The following is a 14,298-nucleotide window of genomic DNA, read 5'->3' on the forward strand; positions in this document are numbered from 1 at the left end:
GGGACGGGGAACAGCAGGCATGAGCAAGCGCGCGATACGCATACTTCTGATCGTCGTGGTGGTCCTCGGGGGCCTCTTCGTCGCCGCCGACCGGTTCGCGGTGTCCTTCGCCGAGAGCGAGGCGGCGGAGAAGATCAAGGCCCAGGAGGGCCTGAGCAGCACGCCCGACGTGTCCATCAAGGGCTTCCCGTTCCTCACCCAGGTCCTGGGCGGCAAGCTCGACGACGTCGAGATCGGCATCAAGGACTACGACGCCAAGTCCGACGGCGACACCATCCGTATCGCGAGCCTCAACGCCACCGCGCACGGCCTGGACTTCTCCAGCGACTACAGCTCCGCCACCGCCGACTCCGCCGCGGGCGTCGCCCGGATCTCCTACGACGAGCTCCTGAAGGCCGCCAAGGCCGAGCCGGTGAAGCTGCCGCTCGGCGCCACCGGTGAGGTCGTCGGCCTCTCCGACGGCGGCGACGGCAAGGTCAAGGTCGAGGTCGAGGTCAGCAAGGGCGGCACGAAGCTCCCCAAGCCCGTGCACGTGCTCAGCTCCCTGAGCGTCGAGGGCGACACGATCAAGGTGCACGCCGACACGATCCCGGACAGCCTCGAGGTGCTCGGCGTGAAGATCCCGCTGCCCGAGGGCATCGCCCGTGACATCACCGACTTCGAGGAGAAGGTCACCGACCTGCCGGGCGGCATCAAGCTCGACACCGTGCAGGCGGCCCCCGACGGCGTGGACGTGGCCGTGAAGGGCGAGAACGTGGACCTGGTGTCCTGACCGGTCCGGCCGACCGGCTCCCCGGCGGGTAGTTGTCCGTAGTACGAGACGCGGGCGTCCGTCCCTCAGATGGTGGGCGGGCGCCCGTGGTGCGTCCGCAGCCCGGCGGCCCTTCGGGGGCGACCCGGAACCACACTCGTGTTCACATCTTGGACTAAAACGTCTCAGTATCCGACACGCCGGTGACACGGCCGCCCCACCGTCCCTACGATCGGACGCATGCACCGACAGGCGGACCTCACGAAGCGGCGGGCAGTGGACCTGTGCCGCGTCGCCGCCATGCTCTGTCGCACTTTCTGAACGGGACCCCCAACTCCCGTGTTCCCCGGGCCTGTTGACCCCCTCACGGCCAACAGTGCCACCCGTGCCGTATGACCGGCGCCTCCCCGCGTACCCATACGCGCACAAATCGTGCAAACCGCATCGCCCGTGTCATCCGTGTCACCGCGTTCCGCACCCACCCGCACTTCCCCGCATCCCCGCCGTAACTGCCCCGGAGGAGAACAGCATGAGCCGCAGCGACGTCCTGGTAGACGCCGACTGGGTCGAGGCCCACATCGACGACCCGAAGGTCGCGCTCGTCGAGGTGGACGAGGACACCTCGGCGTACGACAAGAACCACATCAAGAACGCCATCAGGATCGACTGGACCAAGGACCTCCAGGACCCGGTCCGCCGCGACTTCATCGACCAGGAGGGCTTCGAGAAGCTGCTCTCCGCCAAGGGCATCGCGAACGACTCCACCGTCGTCCTCTACGGCGGCAACAACAACTGGTTCGCCTCCTACGCCTTCTGGTACTTCAAGCTCTACGGCCACCAGGACGTGAAGCTCCTCGACGGCGGCCGCAAGAAGTGGGAGCTGGACTCCCGCGACCTGGTCGACGGCTCCCAGGTGCCCAGCCGCCCGGCCACCGAGTACAAGGCCAAGCCGCAGGACGCCTCCATCCGCGCCTTCCGCGACGACGTCGTCGCCGCGATCGGCACGCAGAACCTGGTCGACGTCCGCTCGCCCGACGAGTTCTCCGGCAAGCTGCTCGCCCCGGCCCACCTCCCGCAGGAGCAGTCGCAGCGCCCCGGCCACGTGCCGAGCGCCCGCAACATCCCGTGGTCGAAGAACGCCAACGACGACGGCACCTTCAAGTCCGACGACGAGCTCAAGGCCCTCTACGAGGACGAGCAGGTCGACCTCGCGAAGGACACCATCGCGTACTGCCGCATCGGTGAGCGCTCGGCCCTGACCTGGTTCGTCCTGCACGAGCTGCTCGGCCAGGAGAACGTCAAGAACTACGACGGCTCCTGGACCGAGTACGGCTCCCTCGTCGGCGTGCCGATCGAGCTCGGCGCCAACAAGTAACCCGCGACCGACCTTCCCCCCCTCTTCATAGGAGCGCACATGTGTGGAGCCAAGGCCGGTGGCCCTGACGCCTCGACGATCAAGCCCGGTGAGACCACCATCCAGGGCCAGGTGACCCGCGACGGCGAGCCCGTCACCGGTTACGTCCGCCTGCTGGACTCGACCGGCGAGTTCACCGCGGAGGTGCCCACCTCTGCCACGGGACAGTTCCGCTTCTACGCGGCCGAGGGCACGTGGACCGTACGGGCCCTGGTGCCCGGCGGCTCGGCGGACCGCACGGTCGTCGCGCAGACGGGCGGCCTCGCGGAGGTCGCGATCGCTGTCTGAGCAGAGACAGGCCGAGCAGACAGGCCGATGGGCCGCACCCAGGGGTTGGACGCCACGGGGTGCGGCCCTCGGTCGTGCTACCGGCGGCGCCTGCCGTCGAGCTCGTCCCACCACTCGTCGGACTTCGGGTCCCCCGAGGGGTCGTCCCACCAGCGGTCCTCGGGCCCGCGCCGGTTCGCCACCATGGCCGCCACCGGGGGGATCACCATCGCCACGACGCACATCCCGACGGCGACCGGAATCGACCACAGCCGCACAACACCCCAGGCCAGGATGAACAGGGCCAGGCACGTGCCCATCATGGCGAAGTACACATGGCGCCTTCGCGCGTACATACGTCCAGCGTACGGCCGACCTCGCAGAGAGGGGCAGGGCGCGCACGGCTAGAGTGGGATGCGGCTCTGTACCGCCCTACATACCGCTCACCAAGGAGCTTCCGTGCTTGAGGCCTTCTTCTCCGCCCTCCTTGTCCTGGTCTGCGTCGGCGTCCTCGCCTTCGCGGGTCTGACCGTGAAGAAGCTGTACCAGGGCCAGCGCTGACCGCACCCCCCACCGAGAGACTCCTGAGCACCCCATGATCGAGATCCCGTCCGACCTGCACCGCGACCTCGTCCCCCTCGCCTGGCTCCTGGGCAACTGGGCCGGCGCGGGCGTCACCGACTTCCCCGGCTCCGCCAAGGCGAATTTCGGCCAGGAAGTCTCCTTCTCGCACGACGGGCGGGACTTCCTGGAGTACCACTCGCACACCTGGGTGCTCGACGCCGACGGCAACAAGGTCGAACCGCTGGAGTCCGAGTCCGGCTTCTGGCGCATCGACAAGGACCGCAAGGTCGAGACCGTCATGGTCCGCCAGGACGGTGTCGTCGAGGTCTGGTACGGCGAGCTGGCCGACCAGAAGCCGCAGATCGACCTGGCCACCGACGCCGTCGCCCGCACCGCGGCCTCCGGCCCGTACAGCGGCGGCAAGCGGCTCTACGGCTATGTGAAGGGCGACCTGATGTGGGTCGGCGAGAAGCAGACGCCCGAGGTGCCGCTGCGGCCGTACATGTCCGCGCAGCTCAAGAAGGTCGTCTCGCCCGAGGACGTCGCCGAGATGGCACGCAACCTCGGCGACCTGCCCGACGACGGGATCGCCTTCTTCAAGTAGGCCGTTCCGATTCCAGTGGGCCGTTCCGAGTGGGCCTAGACTTCAGGGTGTGGTGAGCACCGACTCCGACTGGAAGAGCGACCTGCGGCAGCGCGGATACCGCCTGACGCCGCAGCGCCAGCTCGTGCTCGAAGCCGTGGACGCACTGGAGCACGCGACCCCCGACGACATCCTCTCCGAGGTCCGCAAGACGGCTTCGGGGGTCAACATCTCCACCGTCTACCGCACCCTGGAGCTCCTGGAGGAGCTGGGCCTGGTCAGCCACGCCCACCTCGGCCACGGCGCCCCCACGTACCACCTCGCGGACCGCCACCACCACATCCACCTGGTGTGCCGGGACTGTACGCACGTCATCGAGGCCGATCTGGACGTGGCCGCCGAGTTCACCGCGAAGCTGCGGGGGATGTTCGGGTTCGACACGGACATGAAGCACTTCGCGATCTTCGGGCGCTGCGCGGAGTGCGCGGCCGCGGCCGCCGCGGAAGCCGCCGCCGAATAGCGGAAGCCGCCGCGGAATAAGCGGCCCGGTCCTCGGGTCGTAGTCTTTGTGAACATGAAGAGCCCCCTGCTTTCGCTGCCCGGCGCCGTCCCCGCCGAAGGCGTGGACGAAGGTGTCGCCGCCCACTACGGCGACCTGTTCCGCGAGCAGCGCGCCCTCGCCGACGGCGCCGGATTCGTCGACCTCTCGCACCGCGGCGTCGTCACCGTCACCGGTGCCGACCGGCTGAGCTGGCTGCATCTGCTGCTCACCCAACACGTCAGCGAGCTGCCCGCGGGGCGGGCCACCGAGGCGCTGATCCTCTCCGCGAACGGGCACATCGAGCACGCCCTGTACCTCGTCGACGACGGCGAGACCATGTGGGCGCACGTCGAGCCGGGCACCCAGGACGCGCTCATCGCGTACCTGGAGAGCATGAAGTTCTTCTACCGCGTCGAGGTCGCCGACCGCACCGCCGACTTCGCCGTGGTGCACCTGCCCGCCGGGTCCATCGCGGCCGTCCCGGACGGCGCCGCCGTCCGCGAGACGCCGCACGGCCGGGACGTCTTCCTGCCCCGCGCGGACCTGTCCTCCTACGCCGAGGCGCACGGGCCCGCCGCCGGGCTCCTCGCCTACGAAGCCCTCCGTGTCGAGCACCACGTGCCGCGGCTCGCCTTCGAGACCGACCACCGTACGATCCCCCACGAGCTGGGCTGGATCGGCTCCGCCGTCCACCTCCAGAAGGGGTGCTACCGCGGGCAGGAGACCGTCGCCCGCGTCCAGAACCTCGGCAAGCCGCCGCGGCGCCTCGTCTTCCTCCACCTCGACGGCAGCGACGTGCACCTGCCGGTGCACGGTACGCCCCTCCACCTCGCCGCGGACGGGCCCGAGGGCCGCAAGCTCGGCTTCGTCACCACGTCCGTACGCCACCACGAGCTCGGGCCCATCGCCCTTGCCCTCATCAAGCGCAACGTCCCCGTCGACGCGGAACTCCTGGCCGGCGAAACGGCCGCCGCCCAGGAAACGGTGGTCGAACCCTGACCCCACCCGCCCCGTCCTCAAACGCCGGACGGGGCTCTCTCCCGCTGGTCGGGCTGGTCAGATGTCCAGGAGGACCGTGAAGGGGCCGTCGTTGGTCAGGCCCACGCGCATCTGGGCGCCGAAGCGGCCCGTGGCCACCGTGGCGCCGAGGGCGCGCAGCCGGGCCACGACCTCGTCGACGAGCGGCTCGGCCACGTCACCGGGCGCGGCCGCGTTCCACGTGGGACGACGGCCCTTGCGCGCGTCGCCGTACAGGGTGAACTGGCTGATCACGAGGAGCGGTGCGCCGACGTCCGAGCAGGACTTCTCGTCCTGAAGGATCCGCAAGGACCAGAGCTTGCGGGCGAGTTGCCCGGCCTTCTCCGCGGTGTCGGAGTGCGTCACCCCGACCAGCACGCACAAGCCCTCACCGACGATCTCCCCGACCGTCTCCCCGTCCACGACGACACTCGCGCCGTCCACCCTCTGCACCACCGCACGCATGCCGCCCATCATGCCCTGCGCGCACGCGCCGTCCGCGCGCCGGTCCAGAACCCCCCATCCGGGGCCGATTGGGGGCACTCACGCACAGAGCGACCACTCGGGGTGGCACGATGCTCACACGCGGTGTACCGCGCCGGCTGAGGGGACGGTAGAGCCACATGAGCACACCCAGTACGCCCAGTATGCCCAGTAAGCCATGGTCGCCCGGGACGACCTGGCCGTCGGGGGCGAGACACCCGGGCGGGACGGCAGGGGCAGCGGGGACAGCGGGGGCAGTGGGCGCGACAGGGGCAGCGGGGGCAGCGGGGATGAAGGGTGTGGCCGGGGCCGCCGAGGCGGGGGGCGCGGCCGGTGCGGCGGGCATCGGCGGCACCCACGTCCCGCGCCCCCCGGTCCAGCGCACCGACAGCCCCGTCCTGCCCGACGTACCCACGCACGACCTGACCGCCCTGCGCCTGCCGGAGCTGCGCGAGCTGCGCCGCTCCACACAGCAGGACGAGGCGGACCTGAGCTACGTACGACGGCTGCTGCAGGGCCGTATCGACATCCTGCGGGCGGAGACGGCGCGCCGCAGGGTCCCGGGCCAGGCGGGACGGGACCCGGAGGACGGCACGGGGGCGGAGTCACCGCTGGTCGTGGACCGGCTCCCGGAGATCCTCACGGACGGCCCGGCCCGGCACCGCTCGTCGGCCCGCCATGTGACGCTCGGCACCCCGCACAGCGAGGAGTACCGGCGCCTCGCCGCAGAGATGCTCGCCGACGTGGAGCTCTCCGACCTGGCAGCCCGCACGGACGAGGAGCTGCACGCGGCGATGGGCCGCCTCGTCCGATATGAACAGCAGGTTTCCCGGCGGCGTCAGGAGATGCAGCGGACGACGGACGATTGCAGTGCGGAGATCGCCCGCAGGTACCGTGAAGGAGAAGCACAAGTAGACGACCTGCTCGCGTGACCCGCCGACCCCGGTGGGCACCGCCGCCCCGCCGGGCCCGGTGACGCCGCAAGGACCCGGCGGCCGCCGTCGGCCGTGATCCCGGTGGACGTCCGCGTGCGGCGCCCGCCGAGATCCCGTGATCCTGGTGGACGCCGTGTTCGGGACGGCAGCCGGGACCTCCGGTCCGGCGTTCCCGCGGGCGGTCCGTCGCACCGCCCGCACCCGGAAGGCCGAAGATGCCGACAACGACGCCGTCGTCCGCCGTCACCAGTTCCCCCGTCATACCCCCGGTCCTCGCCGAGGTCGTCCGGTCGGGCTTCGTCGAGGGCCACCACCGAGGCAGCCTGGTGCTGCTCGGGGCCGACGGCGACGTGCAGCTCGCGCTCGGCGATGTGCGGGCCCCCGTCTTCCCGCGCTCCACCAACAAGCCGATGCAGGCGGCGGCGGTGCTGCGGGCCGGTCTCGACCTGTCCGGCGAGCGTCTGGCCCTGGCCGCCGCGAGCCACTCCGGAGAAACGTTCCACCGGGATCTCGTGCTGAAGATGCTGGCCGAGCACGGTCTGACCCCGGCCGAGCTGCAGTGCCCCGCCGATCTGCCGCTGGACCCGGAGGAGGCCGAGACCTACCTGGCATCGGGCGCCGTCCGCGACCGGGTCACGATGAACTGCTCCGGCAAGCACGCCGCGATGCTCGCCGTCTGCGCCCTGAACGGCTGGCCCAAGGAGAGCTACCTCGACCCGGAGCACCCCCTCCAGCGCCTGATCCACGAGGGCATCGAGGCGGCCGCTGGCGAGCCCGTCGCCGCCGTCGGCACGGACGGCTGCGGCGCGCCCCTGATGGCCATCTCCCTGACCGGCCTCGCCCGCGCCTACCGGCACTTCGTCCTCGCCCCCGAGGGCAGCCCCGAGCGCCGGGTCGCCGACGCCATGCGGACCCACCCCGAGTACGTCGCAGGGACGCGGCGCCCCGACACCTGGCTGATGCGGGAGGTGCCCGGCGTGCTGTCGAAGATGGGCGCCGAGGCCGTCCAGGCGGTCGCGCTGCCCGACGGCCGGGCCCTCGCCTTCAAGATCGACGACGGCTCGACGCGGGTCCTCGGCCCGGTCCTGGCCCGCGCCCTGCGTCTGCTCGGCACCGACGCCCCGGTCCTTGACCGGATCGGCAGCGCGCCGCTGCTGGGGGCGGGGCGTGCGGTGGGGGAGATCCGGGCGACGATCTGAACCGACCGGGACGTTTCGACGGGGTGGCCCACGGGTGTGGGCCACCCCGTCGCTTCTTCGGGGCCCGGACCTGGCGTTGGCGGGGCCTGGAGGCCCGTGCCCCGGGTTTGACGGCTGACCGAACTCCCGGCTCCCCTCCGGATGGGAGCTCGGTCAGCCCGACTGGGCGGGCCGGTCCCGATCAGCCCGACTGGGCGAGCAGCAGCACGAGGATCAGCGCCCCGATGCCGCCCGCGGTGGTGTTCTTGGCCTTGATCCCGACAGTGAGCAGGACGAAGGCGATGATGCCCATCGGCCCGTACTTCCACTGGATGGCCTGCTCGAACCCAATGACGAGGGCGGCGATGACGACGGCGATGAACGGCATGACGATCCCCCTTACGGTACGGGGGCGGCGGGCCCCCTAGTCGGTTGCCAACTGGTCGACCCGACTGCCGGGTTCGGCCCGGCGGCCTGGGCTGGTGGCCAACCCCCCGAAGAGTCTGACCATGTCGCCCAAGTTGGCTACCAACTCCACCTGAGTTATCTCCGCGATGGCGCGTCTCATAACCACCTTCTCAGTAACTCCCCAAAGATGGCGAGAAGTTGTACTGTTTGGTGGTGAGCCCGGACCAGGCCGCCGTCAACGAGCGGAAGAGGCCGACCATGACTCCGCATCGCTCGCATCACGAGGTGGCGGACGAGCTGCGCGACCGGATCAGGTCCGGGCGGCTGCGGCCCGGACAGCGCATGCCCACGCAGGCGGAGCTCGCGCTGGAGTTCGGCGTGGAGCGCGGTGCCGTACGCCAGGCGCTGCGCATACTGCAGGGCGAGCAGCTCCTGGCCAACGTGTCCAAGGGCAGCCCCGCCACGGTCGCGACCCCGTCCGGGCCGAGCCCCGACACGGTCAGGCCCGAGCCCACGATGGTGGGCCTCGCGCCGCGGATCGCGGCCGCCTTCCAGGCGTCGCACGTGGAGATCGACGCGCTGTGCCTCACCTCCGTCTCGCTGACGATGGCGATCGGCGAACCGCTGCGGCAGATCCACGCCGGACAGCTGAAACCGGCCAAGGTCGATGTGCGGGTGCTGCTGCCGAGCCGCGACATCGACCTCGCCTTCCCCGCTCCGGTGGAGGGCGAGGACGAGGGCGGCCATGTGCACCGGCGCTGGCTCGACCAGCGCAACGCGCAGGGCCAGGTGCTCCGCCACAACCTGCGCATGCTGCGGACGACGCACGGGATCGACGTACGGGTGGAGTTCCGCGCCCTGCCCTTCACCCCGCCGGTCAAGCTCTACCTGCTCAACGGCTCCGAGGCGCTGTTCGCGTACTACACCCTCACCCAGCGCCGGGAGCAGATCGGCCAGGAGTCCATGGAGATGTGGGACGCGCAGGGAACGCAGTCGATGCTGTTTCCGTTCCACTCGGGGGACGGGCTGCGGGACACGACGTTCGTGGAGCAGTCCCACCTGTGGTTTAACGCGCTCTGGGAGACGATCAGCCAGGACTTGCAGTTGAACCCAGGTCCGTAGGACGGCCCTGGGTTCAGCGCTCGGTCCCGGTCACAGTGCCGGTCCCGTCACGATCAGGGCGAGCACGACCGCCCCGATGGAACTGCAGGTGGGGTTCTTCGCCTTGACGCCCACGGTCAGCAGCAGCAGACCGATGAGGCCGAGGGTTCCGTACTTCCACTGCACGACCTGCTCGATGGTGACGGCGAACACGGCTGCGAGGAGGGCTACGGCGGGCATGATGGTTCCCCCTTCTGCCATCTCTAGCGAGTTGGCAACCAACTCACTAGAGTTGTCCCCACTTGGTATCCCTTCATAAACAACTTTCCGTCAACTCCCCTGAGATGGCGTGCAGTTGTATCGTCTGGTCGTGACCAAGGAGAACGGTGCAGTGAACGGCAGCAGAAAGACCTCACCCCAGGACATCGCCGACGCCCTGCGCGACCGCATCCGCACCGGCACCCTCAAAGCGGGCGACCGCCTCCCCACCCAGGCCCAGATCGCCCAGGAGTTCGGCGTGGAACGCGGCACGGTGCGCCAGGCGCTCCTCTCGCTGCAGCGGGACGGGCTCCTGAACCACATCAGCCGGGGGAGCCCGCCCCGGGTGGCGGGCGACGCGGAGACATCCGCTCCGGCATCGGCACAGCCCAGACCGCAGCCGTCGATGGTGGCGCTGGCGCCGCGCCTCGTGGAGGCGTTCCAGCAGCCGCACGTGCGGATCGACGCCGTCTCGTACACGGCGGAGACCCTGATGCACGCCGTCAGCGAGCCGATCCGTCAGATCCACCAGGGCCAGCTGTGCCCGGAGTCCATCGACGTCCGCATCCTGCTGCCCAGCAGCGCCATCTCGCTCGCCTTCCCGGTGCCGGTCGAGGCCGAGGACGAACGGGACCGGCTGCGGCTGCAACAGCGCTGGCTCGCGCAGCGGAACGCGCAGGGTCAGGTGCTGCGGCACAACCTCACCGCGCTGCGGCAGTCGCACGACATCGACGTCCGCGTCACCTTCCGCGCCCTGCCGCTGACGACCCCCGTCAAGCTCTATCTGCTCAACAAGTCCGAGGCGCTGCTCGCGTACTACACGCTGGAGTCCATGGACGTGCCGCTGGACGGGGAGGCCGGGGAGAGCGTGCGCGCGTACGACGCCGGCGGACTGACCACGACGCTCTTCCCCTTCCTCGAAGGGGACAGCTCACGCGACTCGGGCTTCGTGCAAGAGTCCCAGAGATGGTTCGACGCCCTCTGGGAAACGATCACCACGGACCTGACACTCTCTTAGGTGACTCCTGATTCCGCGCGACCCGAGGCGAGAGCGACCGAGCCAGTGACAGGTGCGACCGACGATCTGCGAGAACTCATCGACATCGCCCAGTACGTGCTCTTCGATTTCGACGGCCCCGTCTGTCGCCTCTTCGCCGGGCACTCCGCCTGGAAGGTCGCGGAGGAACAGGTGCGCTGGCTGGAGGAACGCGGGCTGCACGGGCTGCTCGCCACGGGAGTGCGGGACGAAACCGATCCGTACGTCGTGCTGCGTGCGGTCGACCGGCGCCACCCCGAGAGCGACCTGGTGGCCGAGCTGGAGGCCCGGCTCACGCACGAGGAGCAGAAGGCGGTGATCTCCGCCTGGCCCACCGCCTACGCCGACGCGCTGATCCGCACCTGGCACGCCACCGGCGCCCGGCTGGCCGTCGCCACGAACAACGCGCCGGGGCCGGTGGGCACTTACCTGACCGGCAGGGGGCTCATCGACTGCTTCGCGCCGCACATATACGGCCGTACGCAGAATCTGCACCTGCTCAAGCCGGACCCGCACTGCGTCAAGCGCGCCCTCCGCGGGCTGGGTGCCGACCCGACCCGGACCCTGATGATCGGCGACGCCGGCTCGGACTACCTCGCCGCGCGCGCCGCGGGCGTGCACTTCCTCGGTTACGCCCGTAACGACCGCAAGATGCGCGTACTCCGAGAAATCGGCGCCGAACAGATAGTGACGTCACTGAAGCCGTTGCTCGACGTGCTCAAGGACAAGAAGTGACACGTGCCGCCGTGCCCGGACTTCGTGGTGAATTCGTCCCCGACATATTCACCGGGGAGGAAAACGCGCAGTAATGGCACAGGCGCGCAAGGTAAGTAAGTGCGAGCGTCCGCATACTGGTCAACTGGTCAGGTGAAAGCCCTCGGGGCGATACCCTCTGCGCTCATGTCACAACCTCTGCCCGGCAGAGCCGATTTGGCCCCACCGGCCTCGCTCGGCTGGCACGACCGGCTCATCCACCGATGGGCCACCGCGCACCGTGAACGCCCTGATGGCGAGGTTGTGACCGGTTATCACAACAGTAACTACATCGTGCCGCTCGGATGGCGCCTCGCGCTGTTGCTGCGGACGATGCCTTATCGCGCCCGCGTGAAATGCCGTACGCCGCTGCAGGTCGCCGAAGTCGCTCCGCGCATCTGGCCCAGCGAGAGCGAACTCCTCAAGGTGGTCGCCCGTCATCTGCCCGAAGTCCCGCGCTGCCTGCGGGACTTCGGTGACTGGTCCATGCACGCCTACCGCGCCGGCCGTCCGCTGACGGAGGTCGACGAGAGCGAACTCCACACCGATGAACTGATGGCCAAGCTCGCCGCGTTCTTCGCGAGAACCGTGGCCGTACCGGAGTCCGAGCTTCCGGCGCGACCCGAAGGCTGGCCCGATGACGGTGATTCCGACGGATTTCTCGCCTGGCTGATCGACTTCACCGAGGAGCGGGTGCACCGCGCCAACCGGCAGCGATTCGACGCGTTATTCGAGGACATCGGGATTCGACGCCATGCGATGACCGAGTTCAAGGAGCGGGCCCCGCACCTGCGCGAGCGCCCCTTCTGTCTTCTGCACACGGACGTCCATCGCGCCAATATCGTGATCGATCGTAAGGAAATCGCCGTAATCGACTGGGAGTTGGCGCTGTACGGCGACCCCTTGCACGACCTCGCCACCCACCTCGTGCGCATGGACTACGACAAGGAACAGCACCTTCGGATGCGACGGCGATGGGCGGAGGCGATGACGGTGGCGGGCAGGCCCGAGCTGACCGTCGGCCTCGACGAGGACCTGCACGTCTATCTGGATTTCGAGTACGCCCAGTCCGTCTTCCCGGACGTCATGCGGGCCGCGCTCGCCCTGCCCGCGCAAGCGCCGTCCGACGCCGATTTCGAGGCGGCCGCGGCCCGGGTCTGCCGGGCCCTGCTGCGGGCCGCCGAGCCGCTGTGCCTGGACAAGGTGCCGGACCGGGCCCGCGCTGTCGAGGCCGTGCGGGCCTGGCACGCCGGGGTGCACGGGCGGGAGGCGGTACGGCCGAGTCCGGTCGTGTGACGGTCCTCCGGTCTTCCTGAGCGGCCCGCCCGGGGGCACCATGAACCCTTGCATGCTCGTGTCAACTACGGGGTGGCCGGGGGGACTTGATGAGCGGTCGACGGGCGTGGCGATCCGACTCGGAGAGGTGGGCGCGGGCGGAGACCGCCGTCACCAAGGCACTGCTCCTCGCCGTGTTCGCCCTCGGCCTCCTCGCCCAGTTCATCACCCCCCTCGGCGAGGCCCTGGAAGGCAAGGCCCATTTCGGCAGCGCCATCCTCGGCCTCGTCGGATACGTCCTCTACAGCGAGGTGCGCGGGCTCAACGAAGCGCGGCGGCGGCCCGCCGAGCGGCAGGAGGTCGCGGCGAGTGAGCTGCGGGGGTTCTTCGAGGCCGCGCTGGGGCGGGCGGCGCCTCGGATCGACGCCATCGGGTACACGGGGGAGACCGTCGTCAACGAGCTGGCGCGGTCGCTTGACGGGCTGCAGGGCGCGGTCCGGCCGGAGGTGGCGGTGCGGATCCTGGTGCCGGACTTCACGCGGGAGATGGGGATACCGGGCATGCTCGACGCCGATGGCAAGGCGGTGGACGACCCGGACTTCCGGGGGGAGCTGCTGCGGCAGGTGCGGGGGTACGAGCGGGGCATGGAAGTGCTGGCCAGGCGGCTGCGCCACGACCGCAGGGGCGAGCTCGCGGTGGAGTTCCGGGTGCTGCACATCACCCCGTCCGTGAAGTTCTGCCTCGTCGACAGCGAGCACCTCTTCGACGGCATCTACGACGCCGTCAAGGAGGAGCCGTCCCGGGACCATCCGGGGCGGCAGGTCCTCGACCTCATGGGGTACGACTCGCTGCTCACCCACTGGCACATCGACGCGGGCGCGGCGGCGCGCCAGAAGATCGTGGGCCGTCGGGAGCTGTTCGAGACCTTGTGGCGCGTCGCCCGCCCCCTCACCCCACCCGCCTCCTGAACAGCGCCCCCGCCAGCCCCACCGACCCCGCCAGAATCCCCGCGCACCACGCGAGGGCCAGCCACGGCGCGCTGCCGGCCGGCTGGTCGAGGAGGAGGGCGCGGAGGGAGTCGATGACCGGGGTGACCGGCTGGTGCTCGGAGAACGTGGTGAGCCAGGCGGGCATGGAGTCGGTGGGGACGAAGGCGCTGCTGGGGTAGGGCAGGAAGCTCACGAAGAGGGTGTAACCGTTCGCCGCTTCCGGGGACTTGGCCAGGAGCCCGACCGCCGCCGACAGCCAGGACAGGGCGAGGACGAAGGACAGGAGGACGGCGATCGCGGCCAGCCATCCCGCCGGTGTCGCCGTCGGGCGGAAGCCGATCGCGAAGGCCAGGGCGAGGACCAGCGCGGTCGCCATGAGGTTGCGGGCCACCGAGGCCAGGACGTGGCCCGTCAGGATCGCCGTGCCGCCGACGTCCAGGGAGCGGAAGCGGTCGATGATGCCGCCCTTCAGGTCCTCCGTGACGGCCACCGCCGTGCCGGCCGAGCCGAATCCGGCGCACAGGAGCAGGACTCCGGGGACCACGTACGTGACGTAGCGGGTGTCGGTGCCGGTGTTGATCGCCCCGCCGAAGAAGTACACGAAGATCAGGAGCAGGAGTACGGGGAGTGCGAGGGCCGTGATCAGGGCGTCCACGTTCCTGCGGCTCAGGCGCAGGGAACGGCCGGTCATGGTGAGGGGGTTCGACGGCAGGCGCGTGAGGAGGGGGTTCGACGGCGGGCGCGT

The 14,298-nt window shown here is 70.1% G+C and carries 19 protein-coding genes; 14 read left to right on the forward strand and 5 right to left on the reverse strand.

The genetic code is table 11. The features are described from left to right. The first annotated feature begins 19 nt into the window (after positions 1–19). The 4 genes from ACFVHO_RS23985 (at position 20) to ACFVHO_RS24000 (ending at position 2,453) form a co-directional block, all read left to right on the forward strand. Complete coding sequence (locus ACFVHO_RS23985) at positions 20–772, forward strand: DUF2993 domain-containing protein (protein WP_087884730.1); 753 nt, start codon at positions 20–22, stop codon at positions 770–772. 219 nt (positions 773–991) lie between these two features. Further along, positions 992–1,072: a putative leader peptide gene (locus ACFVHO_RS23990; protein WP_350893136.1), complete on the forward strand. Its 81-nt coding sequence runs from the start codon at positions 992–994 to the stop codon at positions 1,070–1,072. A gap of 208 nt (positions 1,073–1,280) precedes the next feature. Continuing rightward, positions 1,281–2,126, forward strand: coding sequence for a sulfurtransferase (locus tag ACFVHO_RS23995; protein WP_385718104.1), 846 nt, complete (start codon positions 1,281–1,283; stop codon positions 2,124–2,126). 39 nt (positions 2,127–2,165) lie between these two features. Continuing rightward, entirely contained in the window at positions 2,166–2,453 is a 288-nt protein-coding gene (locus ACFVHO_RS24000; protein WP_030362227.1) for a DUF1416 domain-containing protein, read from the forward strand. A 77-nt stretch (positions 2,454–2,530) separates the two neighbouring features. Here ACFVHO_RS24000 and ACFVHO_RS24005 read toward each other — a convergent pair whose 3' ends face one another. Next, the gene (locus ACFVHO_RS24005; RefSeq protein WP_385718107.1) at positions 2,531–2,788 is read right to left on the reverse strand and encodes a DUF3099 domain-containing protein; all 258 of its coding nucleotides are present in this window, start codon (positions 2,786–2,788) and stop codon (positions 2,531–2,533) included. 239 nt (positions 2,789–3,027) lie between these two features. Between ACFVHO_RS24005 and ACFVHO_RS24010 the strand changes: the two genes are divergently transcribed. Genes ACFVHO_RS24010 through ACFVHO_RS24020 form a run of 3 tightly spaced genes read left to right on the forward strand, consistent with a single transcriptional unit; the run spans position 3,028 to position 5,119 of the window. After that, on the forward strand, positions 3,028–3,600 hold the full coding sequence (locus tag ACFVHO_RS24010) for an FABP family protein (RefSeq protein ID WP_087884728.1): 573 nt from the start codon (positions 3,028–3,030) through the stop codon (positions 3,598–3,600). Positions 3,601–3,649: 49 nt separating this feature from the next. Next, positions 3,650–4,099: a Fur family transcriptional regulator gene (locus ACFVHO_RS24015; protein WP_385718110.1), complete on the forward strand. Its 450-nt coding sequence runs from the start codon at positions 3,650–3,652 to the stop codon at positions 4,097–4,099. A 54-nt stretch (positions 4,100–4,153) separates the two neighbouring features. Continuing rightward, a complete protein-coding gene (locus tag ACFVHO_RS24020) occupies positions 4,154–5,119 on the forward strand; it encodes a YgfZ/GcvT domain-containing protein (protein ID WP_385718113.1) in 966 nt (321 codons plus the stop codon). Positions 5,120–5,176: 57 nt separating this feature from the next. On the opposite strand, the gene dtd is transcribed toward ACFVHO_RS24020, so the two are convergent. Further along, the gene (dtd, locus tag ACFVHO_RS24025; protein ID WP_385718116.1) at positions 5,177–5,602 is read right to left on the reverse strand and encodes a D-aminoacyl-tRNA deacylase; all 426 of its coding nucleotides are present in this window, start codon (positions 5,600–5,602) and stop codon (positions 5,177–5,179) included. A 308-nt stretch (positions 5,603–5,910) separates the two neighbouring features. Between dtd and ACFVHO_RS24030 the strand changes: the two genes are divergently transcribed. Both ACFVHO_RS24030 and ACFVHO_RS24035 read left to right on the forward strand, forming a co-directional pair. Then, positions 5,911–6,552: an ABC transporter substrate-binding protein gene (locus ACFVHO_RS24030; RefSeq protein WP_385718119.1), complete on the forward strand. Its 642-nt coding sequence runs from the start codon at positions 5,911–5,913 to the stop codon at positions 6,550–6,552. Positions 6,553–6,770: 218 nt separating this feature from the next. Then, complete coding sequence (locus ACFVHO_RS24035; RefSeq protein WP_385718121.1) at positions 6,771–7,754, forward strand: asparaginase; 984 nt, start codon at positions 6,771–6,773, stop codon at positions 7,752–7,754. 181 nt (positions 7,755–7,935) lie between these two features. Here the strand turns inward: ACFVHO_RS24035 and ACFVHO_RS24040 are convergent, their stop codons facing one another. Then, positions 7,936–8,121, reverse strand: coding sequence for a hypothetical protein (locus tag ACFVHO_RS24040; RefSeq protein WP_030362219.1), 186 nt, complete (start codon positions 8,119–8,121; stop codon positions 7,936–7,938). Positions 8,122–8,399: 278 nt separating this feature from the next. Here ACFVHO_RS24040 and ACFVHO_RS24045 point away from each other — a divergent pair, with 278 nt between their 5' ends. Beyond that, entirely contained in the window at positions 8,400–9,263 is an 864-nt protein-coding gene (locus tag ACFVHO_RS24045; protein ID WP_385718124.1) for a winged helix-turn-helix domain-containing protein, read from the forward strand. Positions 9,264–9,293: 30 nt separating this feature from the next. Here the strand turns inward: ACFVHO_RS24045 and ACFVHO_RS24050 are convergent, their stop codons facing one another. Further along, on the reverse strand, positions 9,294–9,482 hold the full coding sequence (locus ACFVHO_RS24050; protein WP_385718127.1) for a hypothetical protein: 189 nt from the start codon (positions 9,480–9,482) through the stop codon (positions 9,294–9,296). Positions 9,483–9,606: 124 nt separating this feature from the next. On the opposite strand from ACFVHO_RS24050, the gene ACFVHO_RS24055 reads away from it, so the two are divergent. From ACFVHO_RS24055 to ACFVHO_RS24070, 4 genes are all read left to right on the forward strand, one after another. Next, on the forward strand, positions 9,607–10,518 hold the full coding sequence (locus tag ACFVHO_RS24055) for a winged helix-turn-helix domain-containing protein (protein ID WP_385718265.1): 912 nt from the start codon (positions 9,607–9,609) through the stop codon (positions 10,516–10,518). 45 nt (positions 10,519–10,563) lie between these two features. Beyond that, positions 10,564–11,271, forward strand: a complete 708-nt coding sequence (locus ACFVHO_RS24060) for an HAD family hydrolase (protein WP_385718129.1) — start codon at positions 10,564–10,566, stop codon at positions 11,269–11,271. 195 nt (positions 11,272–11,466) lie between these two features. After that, positions 11,467–12,585: an aminoglycoside phosphotransferase family protein gene (locus ACFVHO_RS24065; protein ID WP_385718131.1), complete on the forward strand. Its 1,119-nt coding sequence runs from the start codon at positions 11,467–11,469 to the stop codon at positions 12,583–12,585. Between the two features lie 89 nt (positions 12,586–12,674). After that, positions 12,675–13,532, forward strand: coding sequence for a hypothetical protein (locus tag ACFVHO_RS24070; protein WP_385718134.1), 858 nt, complete (start codon positions 12,675–12,677; stop codon positions 13,530–13,532). Here ACFVHO_RS24070 and ACFVHO_RS24075 read toward each other — a convergent pair. Then, a complete protein-coding gene (locus ACFVHO_RS24075) occupies positions 13,513–14,244 on the reverse strand; it encodes an ABC transporter permease (protein WP_385718268.1) in 732 nt (243 codons plus the stop codon). The genes ACFVHO_RS24070 and ACFVHO_RS24075 overlap by 20 nt on opposite strands. Positions 14,245–14,298 lie beyond the last annotated feature (54 nt).

The sequence above is a fragment of the Streptomyces sp. NPDC127108 genome, assembly GCF_042677545.1.
In the GTDB taxonomy this organism is placed as follows: Bacteria; Actinomycetota; Actinomycetes; order Streptomycetales; family Streptomycetaceae; genus Streptomyces.